Origin of the sequence: Cryobacterium levicorallinum, from assembly GCF_004402405.1 — a bacterium.
Taxonomy (GTDB): domain Bacteria; phylum Actinomycetota; class Actinomycetes; order Actinomycetales; family Microbacteriaceae; genus Cryobacterium; species Cryobacterium levicorallinum.
Window position 1 is genome coordinate 19,051 of sequence record NZ_SOFE01000034.1, and the last position, 13,204, is coordinate 32,254.

General features: G+C 66.8%; 11 protein-coding genes and 1 pseudogene. 8 read left to right on the top strand and 4 right to left on the bottom strand.

Annotated elements, in window-relative coordinates; all coding sequences use genetic code 11:
• Positions 1-194: 194 nt before the first annotated feature.
• From E3O11_RS16765 to E3O11_RS16775, 4 genes are all read left to right on the top strand, one after another.
• Positions 195-1,589 (top strand): OFA family MFS transporter, encoded by a 1,395-nt coding sequence (locus E3O11_RS16765; RefSeq protein ID WP_092450706.1) that lies wholly within the window; start codon positions 195-197, stop codon positions 1,587-1,589.
• Entirely contained in the window at positions 1,586-1,687 is a 102-nt protein-coding gene (locus tag E3O11_RS18855) for an MFS transporter small subunit (RefSeq protein WP_420838491.1), read from the top strand. The genes E3O11_RS16765 and E3O11_RS18855 overlap by 4 nt, the downstream gene beginning before the upstream one ends.
• Before the next feature lie 299 nt (positions 1,688-1,986).
• Positions 1,987-4,365: a glycosyltransferase gene (locus tag E3O11_RS16770; protein ID WP_092450704.1), complete on the top strand. Its 2,379-nt coding sequence runs from the start codon at positions 1,987-1,989 to the stop codon at positions 4,363-4,365.
• A complete protein-coding gene (locus E3O11_RS16775) occupies positions 4,362-5,675 on the top strand; it encodes a glycosyltransferase (RefSeq protein ID WP_092450702.1) in 1,314 nt (437 codons plus the stop codon). Before E3O11_RS16770 ends, E3O11_RS16775 begins: the two co-directional genes overlap by 4 nt.
• A gap of 81 nt (positions 5,676-5,756) precedes the next feature.
• On the opposite strand, the gene E3O11_RS16780 is transcribed toward E3O11_RS16775, so the two are convergent.
• Complete coding sequence (locus E3O11_RS16780) at positions 5,757-6,467, bottom strand: nucleotidyltransferase family protein (protein ID WP_092450701.1); 711 nt, start codon at positions 6,465-6,467, stop codon at positions 5,757-5,759.
• Between the two features lie 339 nt (positions 6,468-6,806).
• On the opposite strand from E3O11_RS16780, the gene E3O11_RS17805 reads away from it, so the two are divergent.
• From E3O11_RS17805 to E3O11_RS18385, 4 genes and pseudogenes are all read left to right on the top strand, one after another.
• A complete protein-coding gene (locus E3O11_RS17805) occupies positions 6,807-7,004 on the top strand; it encodes a hypothetical protein (RefSeq protein WP_139226651.1) in 198 nt (65 codons plus the stop codon).
• 42 nt (positions 7,005-7,046) lie between these two features.
• The gene (locus E3O11_RS16790; protein ID WP_134478065.1) at positions 7,047-7,292 is read left to right on the top strand and encodes a hypothetical protein; all 246 of its coding nucleotides are present in this window, start codon (positions 7,047-7,049) and stop codon (positions 7,290-7,292) included.
• A gap of 11 nt (positions 7,293-7,303) precedes the next feature.
• Positions 7,304-7,489, top strand: coding sequence for a peptidase associated/transthyretin-like domain-containing protein (locus tag E3O11_RS18380; protein WP_134478067.1), 186 nt, complete (start codon positions 7,304-7,306; stop codon positions 7,487-7,489).
• A gap of 18 nt (positions 7,490-7,507) precedes the next feature.
• Positions 7,508-7,645: pseudogene (locus E3O11_RS18385) on the top strand (hydroxyisourate hydrolase); the annotation flags it as partial.
• A 94-nt stretch (positions 7,646-7,739) separates the two neighbouring features.
• Here E3O11_RS18385 and E3O11_RS16800 read toward each other — a convergent pair.
• From E3O11_RS16800 to E3O11_RS16810, 3 genes are read right to left on the bottom strand one after another with little or no spacing between them, the layout of a single operon-like run.
• Positions 7,740-9,365 carry an amidohydrolase family protein gene (locus tag E3O11_RS16800; RefSeq protein WP_241994767.1) on the bottom strand — a complete coding sequence of 542 codons (1,626 nt, stop codon included), beginning with the start codon at positions 9,363-9,365 and terminating at the stop codon, positions 7,740-7,742.
• 44 nt (positions 9,366-9,409) lie between these two features.
• Positions 9,410-12,373, bottom strand: coding sequence for a molybdopterin-dependent oxidoreductase (locus E3O11_RS16805; protein ID WP_092450697.1), 2,964 nt, complete (start codon positions 12,371-12,373; stop codon positions 9,410-9,412).
• Entirely contained in the window at positions 12,370-13,185 is an 816-nt protein-coding gene (locus E3O11_RS16810; RefSeq protein ID WP_092450695.1) for an FAD binding domain-containing protein, read from the bottom strand. Before E3O11_RS16810 ends, E3O11_RS16805 begins: the two co-directional genes overlap by 4 nt.
• Positions 13,186-13,204: the final 19 nt, after the last annotated feature.

The window sequence follows — 13,204 nt, forward strand, 5'->3', positions numbered from 1 at the left end:
CTTGCCGCCAAGGGGAATTTCCCCGAATTACCAAATGGGCGAGATTTTGGAACGAAATGTGCTCGATGAATCCTCTAGGATTGCCTCCGCAGACTGTTAAGTCAATCCGTTTGCGGAGTACGTCCACGGCCATCGTGGACAGCCGAAACGCACAGCAGAGTCGCTATCGCCATACCGGCAGCAAGGATATCTCCATGAGCTGGCTCGACCGAGACCGCACCATCGCCCCACCCGGATTCAACCGCTGGCTGATTCCGCCGGCCGCACTCGCCGTGCACCTCTGCATTGGCCAGGCCTACGCCACGAGTGTTTACAAGACCGCGCTTGTGGCGCACTTCGACGCCAGCCTGGTGCAGATCGGGGTGATCTTCTCAATCGCCATCGTGATGCTCGGCCTGTCGGCGGCCATCATGGGTACCTGGGTCGACACCAACGGGCCGCGCAAGGCCATGTTCGTCGCGGCTCTGTTCTGGTCGGGCGGATTCCTCATCGGTTCGCTCGGAATCTTTACGAACCAGCTGTGGCTGGTCTACGTCGGCTACGGCTTCATCGGCGGTATCGGCCTCGGCATCGGCTACATATCGCCCGTCTCGACGCTCATTAAGTGGTTTCCGGACCGCCCGGGCCTCGCCACCGGCATGGCCATCATGGGCTTCGGCGGCGGCGCCCTCATCGCCAGCCCAGTGTCGACGGCGCTCCTCGGCTTCTATGACCCCAACTCCGGGGCAGCGAACTGGGTGGCGAGCGGCGACTCCGTGGGCAAGCTTTTTCTCACCCTCGCCGTGATCTATCTCGCGTACATGATGTTCGGAGCTTTCACGATCAAGGTTCCGGCTGCTGATTGGGTGCCGGCCGGTTTCGATCCGTCGAAGGTGCGGGTCAAGGCCCTCGTCACGAGCAACCACGTTTCAGCCAGGAACGCCATTCGCACGCGTCAGTTCTGGCTGCTCTGGGTCGTCCTGTTCTGCAACGTCACGGCCGGTATCGGCATTCTCGAGCAGGCCGCACCGATGATCCAGGACTTCTTCCGGCAGAGCGACGGCAACTCGCTGGTCTCGGCGGCCGTTGCCGGAGGCTTTGTGGGCCTGTTGTCGCTCGCTAATATGGGCGGACGATTCGCCTGGTCGGCCACGTCGGACAAGACCGGACGCAAGAACATCTACATGGTGTACCTCGGCGTTGGCATGGTGTTGTATGTGCTGCTGGCGCTCTTCGGATCGAGTACGACGGCGCTCTACGTTGTACTGGCCTTCATCATCATTTCTTTTTACGGTGGCGGTTTCGCTACCGCTCCGGCCTACCTGCGGGATTTGTTCGGAACCTTTCAGGTGGGGGCAATCCATGGTCGCCTGCTGACGGCCTGGTCGGCGGCCGGCATTGCCGGTCCGCTCATTGTCAACTCGTTCCTCGATGCTCAGGGCGCTCCGGGTGAGTTGACGGCTGCGGCCTATCAGCCGGCCCTGCTCACCATGGTTGGGCTGCTCGTTGTTGGCTTTGTGGCGAACCTTTTCGTGCGACCGGTTCACACCGACTTTCACGAACCCGAAAAGCCGCTCGTCGGTGCAACAGCTTGGAAGGCGCACGCATGAAGGTTCTAAAAGTCATTGTGGCTTGGGCGCTAGTAGGGATCCCGCTGGCCTTTGGCATTTCTCAGACACTCGCGAAGGTGACGGCCCTGTTCGGCTAAACCCGACATTTGCAGATATAAACAGATAGAGCCATGCCCCATTCACTGGGGCATGGTTCTTTTTTTGTCTTGAGTGCTCGGCACCGATCAGGGCAGTCTGTCAGCCCTGGCGCCCTCATTCATGCAATGATGGCGAATGGGGAATTAGCTAGCTAGGCTAGCTATACCTGTTTCGTTCGCTTTCGTGTTCGGGATCCTCGACCTCTCGCGCCCAAAGTTCCGAAATTTACCCATGTTCGCTCGTGGCAACCCCGAATCGCCACGATTGATTCGACGAGTTTAACGAAAAGGAGCAGTCAATGGCTACCCACACCGCACTCGACGAACAACGATCCGCCGCAACGCTGCTCGAAGGAATTCGACGCGCCGACGACCTCACCGTGGCAGCCAGCCGCGATGGGGGCGCCCGGGCTGTGCGCCTGCTGGCACAAGCCTCGACCGATCCGAGCGACCAGCTCACCGCCATCGCCGCAGTGCACGCCCTCGCCCAGGTCTTCGACGACTCCGCTGACGAGGTGCTTGTTGCCTTGCTGCACCACGATTCGGCTTTTCTGCGTGAGCACTCCGCCTGGGCCTTCGGCAGCCGCCTGCCGCGCTATGACGCCATCGCCGACCTCGTCACGCTCGTTCGGCAGGGCGGATTTACCGGCATGCTCGCCCAGCGCACTCTGGAACAGTGGGGATCTTCGGCCGCCGATCAGGTGGCCCTGTTCCTCGAAGGTTCCCTGCTCGGCATGACCGAAACGGATGCCCGCACCCGCCTCATCGAGACCATCGGCCTCATGCCCGGCCGCATTCCCGAGCGGTTGCTGCGGCGGGTGGCCACCGACCGTGCCGAGAGCCTGCCCGCTCGCGCCGCCGCCATCGCCGGCCTCGGGGACCGATCCCCGAGCGAAGCTGTGCTCGAAATACTGAGCGTCCTCTCTCAGGACGACAATGCGAGCGAACTCGCGGCCGTTGCTCGGCTGGCCCTGTTCGACTTGACGGCGACGACCGCACCACGCCCGAAGTGGAACCAGGGCGCCACAATCGCCCAACTCTTTCTGCACGCCGACATCGACGGGGAGCTCTCCCAGGTCGGTGCTGGCGACAACGGCGGCATCGCGACCCTGCTGGTGCGGCTCGGTGACGCCCTCGTCGCCGAGCCGGCCGGCCGAGGCAGCGGAACGGAGAGCGCCGCGGCATCCGCTTTGCGTGCGCCGTTTGTCGGAAGCCGTCTCGGGACGGGCCGCGAAGATCGGGTCGATCGGGTTATCACCATGTCCCGCGGCAGCCACGAGTCAGCGCTTGATGGACTGGCCGACGTCGGAGCGACCCGGCGCGGGCACTCCTTCGCGGCGGTTCCGTTCGTCGGTGGTCCGGTGCCGTCGATCGACTCCTGGCCTCGGCGGGTCGCAGCGCAACGCGGCATTCGGCGTATCCTGCGCTCGACCGGAGTCGTCGACGCGATTCACCTCCGCATGGCCGATGTCGGCAGCCTCGCCGCCGCGACCGTGGCCCGCGACCTGGACATTCCGGTCGTCTTCACCGTGGCCCCCGACCCGCACGGCGTGATCGACTCGCTCGAATCGAGTGGCGCGCTCACCCGAACGAACTTCGGCGAGGTTGATGCGGTGGAACACTTCTGGTTTCGTGCCCGCCTGGTGCAGCGACTCGCCGCGGATGCCGCGCACACCGTGCTTTTTCCGCGCCCGCACCTGCAGCAGGACATTGAGCGCCTGATCGGAATCGACATTGACGCACACCCGGAACGACACTCGGTCATTCCAGAGGGCATCGACCTCGCGGTGATCGACCGTGCCCGAACGGATGCCCTGGCATCGCTTAGCCAGTCCGGCGGGAACGGTTTGGTCGCCAGCGACGACGACCTCAGCCACGACCAGGACCCGATTGATCACTTCGACCACGACCTTGACCGCATCGACCGCACGAATATGGACGATGCTCGCGCTGCGTCCGCCGCGCTTGCCTTCGACCAGCTCGACGCGCTGCTGGGCACCCTTCCGCCGTCCCGGCACGGACTGCCGCTGCTGATCAGCGTCGGCCGTCTGCACCGCGTCAAGGGCATGGCGGCCCTGGTCGAAGCTTGGACCGGGGACCCGACCCTGCAAGAGCGCTGCAACCTGCTGATTGTGGGCGGTGATTTGGAGCATCCGTCCTTTGACGAGGGCATTGAGCTGGCTCGCATGTCCCGGTCCCTGTCTGGGGCGAATCGTGACGACGCTGCGGCCCACGGCCTGGTTCTGGCCGGGCATCGCGCCAACGACACGGTCGCCCGCTGGCTGGCCGCGATCCGCTACGGCCGGCCCGGGCTCGCTGCGCCGTTCGGTGTGTATGTCTGCGCGAGCATGAAGGAGGAGTTCGGCATCGCGCTGCTCGAGGCGATGGCGACCGGCCTCACGGTCGTCGCGCCGAACGGCGGCGGACCGGCCACCTACGTCGAGAATGGCGTGACCGGTTTTCTGGTCGACACCGGCGACGCGCAGGCTCTCGGTTCCGGCATCCGAGATGCCCTCGCCGTGGCGGCCGGAGTGCACGGCGGCGAGTACGCCGACCTGGCCCGGCGCATGGTGGCCGACAACTTCACGATCGAAGCCATGGCGAGCACACTCGGTTCGGTCTACCGGGACGTCGCCGTGGCGACCGAGCCGGTCGCCTGGGAGCTGAGCGTCTCATGACCCTGCTCATCATCAGCCCCGACTACGCCTCGCACCTGTACCCGCTCGCGACGCTCGGCACCGCCTGGGCGCAGGCCGGCGAACGCGTCGTGGTGGCGAGCGGACCGGCAACGGCCGACATTGTGGCCGCGTTCGGGTTCCAACGGGAGAACCTGCAGCTGGGCCGCGGTTCCAACCCCGGCACCATCCGGGTCGAGCAGCAGCCCGCCGGCGAAGATGACGCCCTGCGCGGGTTTTTCGACGCCACCCGCCGCGGAATGGTCGATACCCTGCTCTTTCAGGCTGAGGCCCGCAGCAGCGACCTGCTCTATAACCCGGTCGCGATCGCCCGCGAGGTGCAGCGCATCGTCGAACGGGTGCAGCCCGACCAGGTGATCGTCGACCACCTCGCCTTCAGCGCCCGGCTCGGGCTGCTCAGTGCGGGCGTGCCGCACGCCGATGTGGTGCTCGGGCATCCGTCTGCCTTGCCCGTCGGCCCGGAGATCTACGGTTACCCGCCGGCCTGGCCCGCCGTGTTCTCGCCCGACGTTGGCGAGTTGGCGCTGCTTGAGCTGCAGTGTGCGGCCGTTCGCGACTCGTTCACCGCTCAGTGGAACGACGCGCTTTTTGAACTCGATCCGTCCGCGGCACCGACCCTCGATGCCTTTCAAGAGTGCGGGGATCTGCTGCTGCTCAATTATCCGGGCGAACTGCACTCGTCGGCGCGCACGGACCAGCTTCCACCCCACCGGTTTCTCGGTTCGGCGGTGCGATCCGAGGCCGTCGACCCCGAGGTCGAAGCCTGGCTGGCGGCTGATTCTCGGCCCGTCGTCTACGTGAGCTTCGGAAGTTTTCTCTCGGTGCGCGGTGATGTGCTCGCCCGCGTCGCCGAGGCCCTGAGCGGGCTGCCGGTGCGGGTGGCCATGGCTGTCGGAGCGACCGACCGCGAAACGCTCGGCCCCATTCCTGATTCCTGGCTGGTGCGCGGGTTTCTGCCGCAGGTACGCCTGCTGCAGGAGGCCGTGCTCGCGGTGACGCACGGGGGCAACAATTCGGTGACCGAGGCGATGACGGCAGGCGTGCCGCTCGTTGTGCTGCCGTTCTCCACCGACCAGTTCGCCGGCGCAGCCGCCCTCGACGCGGCGGGCTTCGGCACATCGCTGCCGCCCAATACCGCAACCGTTCTCGCGTTGCGCGACGCCTGTGAGCGGATGCTGCACCTCGCCGGCGAAACGCGCGCCCGTCTCGACACCCTCGCGGTGTCGCTGACCGTGCAGCCGGGCGCGGCGCGTGCCTACGCGGCGCTGACTCGGGTGGTGGCACGAGGGTAGTTCAGGCGCAGTTTCGTTGAGCCACGAGGGTTCGGGACCTCACCATTTGTTCCGGGCCCGGGCCCGGAATGTGGGCCCAAGTTAGATCATGGGCCCATGTTCCGAATGTGGGCCCGGTGGTTCCCTGGGCCGGTCGACGTCGGCCCCGGTGCCGAGGTCGCCACACTCGACCGCTTCGACGTCGTGCGCGCGCAGATAGGGTCGCGCGCCGGAATCGCCGGAGAGAGTCTCGAGGAGGGACACCCAATGCGACCGGCCGATCACCACGGGATGCCCCGGCTGGCCGGAAAAACGGGCCTGACGCAGTGTGCCGGCCGACGCGGCGGCGGAGCCGGGCGCATCCGTCGTCTCGTTGGTCCTGCCGATCAGGCGAGCCACCGTCGCCGCGTTCAGGTCGGGTACGTCAACGGGAACGACCGCGATAGCCGTGAGCTCGGGGTGGTCGAGGGCGCAGCGCAGGCCGGCGCGCAGGGAGGCAGAGAGTCCTTCGGCCCAATCATCGGCCTGCACGACCAAAACGGATGCTGTTGGCCGGTTCGTGCTGCGGGCTCGCGCACCGTCCCTTGAGGCCAAGGGATCCGTTTTGAGCAGCGCCGCGGCCTCGGCACCGCGGGCGCCGAGCACGACGATGACCGGGGAACACCCGGCGGCCGCGAGCACGTCGACGGCGTTCTGCAGCCAGGATCGGCCAGAGGCATCGTGCACGAGCGCCTTGGGCATGCCATAGCGGGAGCCAGCACCAGCGGCGAGCACGAGTCCGGCCACGTGGTTGGGTGTTGGCGGCTTGTGCATGTCTGCCATCGTAGGGTTCACGAGCCGCGGCGTGGCGCCATGTTTAACTACATGGCTCCGCCGAGCCGTGAGTTTCGGGCGCCGAGACGTGAGGTTTGGGCCTGTTTTGTGCCGTTTTGGCCCCAAGACTCACCGCTCGGCGAGCGGATGTGTCCCTAGCTCTGCCCCGCCCACTCCAGCCCTGCGCGCGATGTGGGCGTGCTCACCATGGACTCCGGCGACGAGATCCTTGACGTTGTGTGGCACAGGCTGATCGCAGCCGTAGCGATGTGCTCGAAACCTGGCTACTCCGCCGTAAAAGCGCATACGCTGTGAATGTTACCGACCGAAGGATTCGCCGTGTCCCTCCACTTCGAACATTCCCCTCAGCGCCACGTTCCCGGCCCGGGTGAGCCGTCCATCCCACAGCTCGAGGTCGACCAGACCATCGCCCCGCGTCCGGAGGAAGAGATCGCCGATGTCCTGCGAGCGGAACCAGACGTGGTAGATCACAGCGAGCATCGAGTGACAACACCCCCGGGTTCGGGAACGAAATAACGCGAAAAGGGTCGTCACATTCCGCTGGACTCTGGATGCCAAGTGGGCGACATCGAGTCCGGAAGCTCGTACTCGTTCGATTTTCAGGCCCAGGATGGCAAACGCTCGAAAGCCTGGCACACTCGCGACGGACAACTCGAGACATTGGCAATGATTCTCTCAGAGCGGGCCGGCGCCGAGGTGCACGTGCGGGAGGTCGCCTGGGGCCAGGTCTTCACGCCCGCCGCGGTCGAACAGGCCAGGCGGGGGCGCTCGTTGACGCTGCGCGGCGGGCCGCGACCCCGCTGACCCGGCTCGAGGTGTATGAAGCCCTCGCTGACCATCCGCGCATCATCCAGACCCCAACCGATGGATTCTCCCGCCGCGAACAGGCCTCGGCCGACGCGGACGATGCCGAGCTGGCTAAATTACTCACGACCGGCCAAACGGATGCCGACGGCCGCCTCGCCGCGCTCGGCCCGGTTGCGCTTCCCGCCGGTTGGTAACGCGGGACGTTCGCCACTGGGGCCTGGTTCGCGCGGTCCGGCCAGGCCACGTTCTACCCGGAGGTCACGATCACCTTCGACCTCGCCGACGTGTCGGAGCGCTATCACGTGCCCTTGCTGCTCGCCCCGTTCGCGTACTCCACCTATCAGCGGTAGCTGACCCGTGCCGAGCCGTGAGACTTAGTCTCAAAATCACGAAAAAATGGGCTGAAACTCACGGCTCGACGAGCGGATGCGTCACCCGACTCGACTACTCCACGCTCACCCGGCGGCCACGAACATAAACCCCGGTGATCGCGGGCTCGCGCAGGGCGAGCAGCAGCGCGAACAGGGTCTGCTCGGCGGCCAGCACCGCGTCGTCGGCGCGCACGGCGTTCGCCAGCACGAGTGCGAGCGGGTCCCAGCGGTCCGGGTCGATCAGCAGAAAATCCGCATCCTTGCCGAGGTCGAAGTTGCCGAACCGGGCCTCCATATCGAGCGCGCGGGCCCCGGCGAGTGTGCCGGTGAACAGCAGCGCGGCCGGGTCGAGTGCCACTTCGGCGTCGCCGGGCTCGGACAGGTGCGATTTGTAGCAGTCGTTGAGCACCCGCGCGACGAGCCATTCGTCGCCGCCACCGACATCCGTTCCAATCGCGACGTTCACCCCGAACCCGGTCGTGCGCCGCCACGGCATGGTGCCGGAGCCGAGGAACGCCTGCGAGGTCGGGCAGTGCGCGATCGACGTGCCGGTGTCGGCGAGACGGGCGAGCTCCGAATTCTGGCAGTGCACGGCGTGGGCGAGGATGCTGCGGCGGCCAAGCAAGGACGAGCCGCCGCGGGCGGAGCCCGGCAGGAAGCATCCGTCGTAGGTGTCGAGGTAGGTTTTCGTGCCGAACACCGAGCGCACCGCGTCGATCTCTCCCGTGCCCGGCCGGTCGTTCTCGTTGAGGTGACTGTGAAAGTACACGCCTGGCCCGCGCACCGAGTCGTAGAGCTCGCCGAGGCCTGCGAGGGTTGTCGGCGTCACCGACAGACTGAACCGGGGCACGATCGCGACCTGCAGCAGCGCGGTCTGGGCGTCACCCGTGTCGACGGCGTGCCAGCGGTCGATCTCGGCCGCCGTGAGCTCAAGAGCCGCCTGCTCGCTCGTGACCAGCGCCTTCGCGGAGTCGGTGCCGACGGTCTGGATGCCGCGCCCGCTCACCAGGCGAAGGCCGGCCTTCTGCGTTTCTTCGAACAGGGCGTCCTGCGCCGGCGCAAACGCCGAGCCGAACACGAGGGCGCTGGTCGTACCGACGGATGCCCGCCGCCGCGTGAAATCGCGCGCCACCTGCCGGGCAAACCCCGGGTCTTCCAGCCGCGACTCGGCCGGGAAGACGCACTCGTCGAGCCATTCGAGCAGCTGGCCGCCACCGTAGGCATCCGTTGTGTAGGTCTGCGGAAAATGAATGTGAGTGTCGACGAAACCCGGCAAAATGAACCCGGTTCGGGTCACCGGCAGTGCAGTGAACGCGGCCGGCAGCGCGTTGAAGGGGCCGACCCAGGCGATCGTGCCGTCGTCGGCCGTGACGAGGGCCCCGTCGGGCACCGAAACGAGCTGCGAATGGGCCTGCGCAACTGTGGGAGCGCCGGCTATGTGAAAAATGTGGCCTCGAAAGACCGCGCTACCCGTTGATTCGTACATATCTACGGATATTATCGTGTTCCGGCGTCGAAATCGGTAATTTTGACCGTTTGCGGCGGTCGGTCGTATGGTGATCTCTGTAAGCTCGATCAGCGAGATGGTCGGCTCGCGTAGGTCGGCCGCCTGTCCGGTGGCCGAGACCGCCATCGACTGGCGCAAGCCGGTTTCGGGGCCGCGACCCGATGCGTTGGTCGAGCGCGTCGAGACCGCCATCGACCGGCGCGAGCTACCCTGCGCGAGCCGGGCGGCGCATCCGCTCAGCCGTGCAGCAGACGCCAGATACGGTCGCGGGACATGGGCAACTCGGTCGGACGGATGCCGATCGCGTCGCGTATCGCATTGGCCAGCGCCGGCGCGACCGGGTTGTAGGTTGACTCGCTCATCGACTTGGCACCGAAGGGCCCGAGAACGTCGTGGCTTTCGGCAAAGTACACCTCGGTGACCGGCAGATCCACGAGCTGGGGCACGTGGTAGTTGCGCAGCACTCGCGTCGTCACCGCTCCGGCGCCGTCGAGCACGATCTCTTCGAACAGGGCGGTGCCGAGCGCCTGCGCGACTCCGCCCTCGATCTGTCCGCGACACTGCTCGGGGTTCATCACGAAGCCGGCATCGGCGGCCTGGATCGACTGCAGAATGCGCACCTCGCCGGTGTCGGTGTTCACGGCCACTCGAAACGCGTGCACGTTGAAGGCGAGCGAGCGCAGCGCTCCGTCTTCGCGGCGCATCGCTGTGAGGTCGACGTCGTTGGCCGCGGCCCAGGCTGCGAGGTCGTCCAGGGTGACGACCGTACCCGTCGCACACAGCCCCTCCCGTTCAAGCTGCCAATCCACCTCACCGAGACCGCTGCACGATGCCGCTGCCCCAACCAGGGACTCGGCCAGCGCGGTCGCCGCGGCGAGCACGGCCTTGCCAGCGACGACGACCCCGGCCGAGCCGAACGCGCCGGAATCGTAACCGGCAGCATCCGTGTCGGAATGCACCAAATCGATGCGGTCGACAGACGTGTGCAGCGCCGTCGCCGCGATCTGCGCGTGCACGGTCGTAGTGCCGTTGCCGAACTCGGTCGTGCCGACCCGCACCAGATAGCGTCCGCCAGCGAGTAGCTGAACGGATGCCTGCGAGCGGTGGCCGCGTGGCGGCGTGGTCGCGATCATTGACGACGCCATGCCGGAGCCGACTTTCCACTGGGCACCGACCGGAACGACGGACCGGTTGCCGCGCCCCAGCGCCGACTCGGCGAGGTCGAGGCACTGGTCGAGGCCATAGCTTCCAAAGACGAGGTCGGGCCCTTCCTCGTGCGTGACCACGAGCGGGTCGCCGGGCTGCACCGAATTGAGTCGGCGCAGTTCGAACGGGTCCATCTCGAGTTCCCGGGCCAGGTCGTCGAGCGCGCTTTCGATCGCGAAGATAATCTGGCCGAGGCCGTAGCCGCGGAAGGCGCCCGACGGCGGGTTATTCGTGTAGACGCTCCGGGCATCCACTCTTTTGTTGGGCACGTTGTAGAGCGCGACGGACTCACTCGTGCCGTGGAACATCACGCCCGGGCCGTGGTTGCCATAGGCGCCGGTGTCGGCGAGCACGCCCAGTTTCAGGGCGGTGAGGCGGCCATCGGCCGTGGCGCCGAGCGTCACGTCGATCGCAAACGGATGCCGCACCGGGGCGATCGTGAGCTCGTCGGTGCGGGTGAATTCGTACTGTACCGGCTGGCCGGTACTGAGCACCGCGAGGGTGACGAGGTCTTCGGTGAGCAGCTCCTGCTTGCCGCCGAAACCGCCGCCGACTCGGGCCGTGAACACCCGCACTCCGGCCGGGTCGAGGTCGAAGAGCCGGCAGATCTCCTTCTGCACCAAAAACGGAACCTGCGAGCTCGTGCGCAGCACCAGCCGGTCGCCGTCGATCCAGCCGATCGTGCCGTGGGTTTCGAGGTGGGTGTGCGAAATGCGTTGGGTCTGCCAGCTGCCCGAGACAACGGTGGTCGCCTCGGCGAGTCCGGCCGCAACGTCACCGAATTCGCCGTGCAGTTCGGCGACGAGGTTGCGCCCCGGGTCGGCCAGTCGCGACATGACCGGGTCCTTGTCGCCGTGCACCAGCGGGGCACCCGGCAGAGCAGCCAGCCAAGGGTCGAAGACGGCATCGAGCACCTCGTACTCGACGTCGATCAGTCGGCAGGCGGCCTCGGCGATCGCGACCGAGTCGGCGACGACCGCTGCCACGCGCTGCCCGCGAAAACGTAGGGTCTGGTCGAAGACCAGGGTGTCGTCGGGGTCGTCGAACCGGCTCTCGTGCCGCGCGGTTGAAAATAGAGTCGTGGGGGAGTCGGCATGGGTGAGCACGCGGTGCACCCCGGGCAGCCTGGCCGCTTTCGACGCATCAAGAGAGCGGATGCGCGCGTGCGCGTGCGGACTCCCGAGCACCGCGAGGTGCAGCAGTCCGGCAACGGAAACGTCGAGGGTGTACGGCTCGAGCCCGCTCACGACGCGCTCCCCGGCGATCGCGCCGGCGGAGGTGCCAACCGGGCCGACCATGCGGCTCGTGGCGGAGTGGCCCGTCATGGACTCGCTCGTCGCGACCCGTCCGGTTGAGGCCAATCCGGTCGAACCCGCACCAGCCGAAGCCGGTTCGGGAGTGGCCTGGCCGGTCGTGCGCACCGGTCCGAGGCTGGACGTTTTGGCGTGCTCGCGCTCCGGGACGACGTGGCAGGAGCCCGCCGGCGGGGTGTGCTGACCGCGAATGGCGTCATTGATCGAACGGTAACCGGTGCAGCGGCAGAGGTTTCCCTTGAGCAGGCGGGGAAGTTCGTCGGGGTCGGTGCTGAAGCTGGCATCGACGCCGTTTGCACGGGTGGTGTCGGCATCCGCTTCGATGGCGGCGGCGGTGACGACCATGCCGGGTGTGCAGAAGCCGCACTGAAACCCGGCGGCGTCGACGAAGCGCTGCTGCACCGGCGCGAGGTTGCCGGGCTGGCCGAGGCCGGCCGCGGTCGTGATCTGCTTGCCGGCTGCCCGGTAGGCCGGGTAGATGCAGGAGTGCACGGGCGTGCCGTCGACCTGAACCGTGCAGGCGCCGCAGTCGCCGGTGTCGCAGCCCTTCTTCACCTCGAAGTGTTCGTGGTCGCGCAGCAGGGTGCGCAGGCACTGGCCGGGTTGGGGCGTCGCCTCGACCGGGCTGCCGTTGACCTCAAAAATGACCGTGCCAACCGTTGCGACCCGTTCCAGCGTCATGCGAGACCTCCAACAAGTTCAGCGCGAATTTCTTCGCCGAGCAGCAGTCCCATCGCGCGTCGCCAGTCGGCGGCGCCGTGGGCATCCGTGAACCAGCAGTCGATCGCGGCAATATCGCCGGCCAGCACCTCGGCGGCGGGTAGCTCCGGGTACCGCAATTGCACCGGATGCAGCGTCGCCGCCGTGACCGTGAGCACGAACAGACCGTCGGCATCGAGCCGCCCGGCGAGCACCGCGCCAGAGCGTCCGAGCGGCGACAGGGCGATCTTGCGATATGCCGTCTGCGACTGCAACGCGGCGAGCGGAACGTGAATAGAGCGCAACACATCACCGGGTGCGAGCACGTTGGTCATGTTTCCCGTGACAAACGAACGGGCCGGCACGACCTCATCGCGCCCACCAGCACGCCAGACCAGAACCTCCGCGTCGAGCGCGACGGCCAGGGTGATCATGGGCCCGGCCGGAAGCGCGGTGGCCAGGTTGCCGCCGACCGTGGCAACATTCCAGACCTTGAACGAGCCGAACAGGGCCGTGCAACACTGATAGAACAGCGGATGCGCCGCCCAGCCCTCCCGCATCGGCAGCTGGGAGAGTTCGGTGAAGGTGCAGGTCGCGGCAATCTCGAGGCCGTCGTCCGTGATAGTCAGCGCGCGCCACCCGAAGGTGTGCAGGTCGACCAGACCCCTGAGGTGGGCTCGCGGGTCGGCGAACAGCTCGGATCCGCCGGCCAGCGGTACGACTGTCGGACCGAGCGCGGCGAGGTCGCTCCGCTGTCGAGCAGAGGTGACGTGTGTCACAGTGCTGAGGTCCATGGGTCTCCGTCGCGGGCCA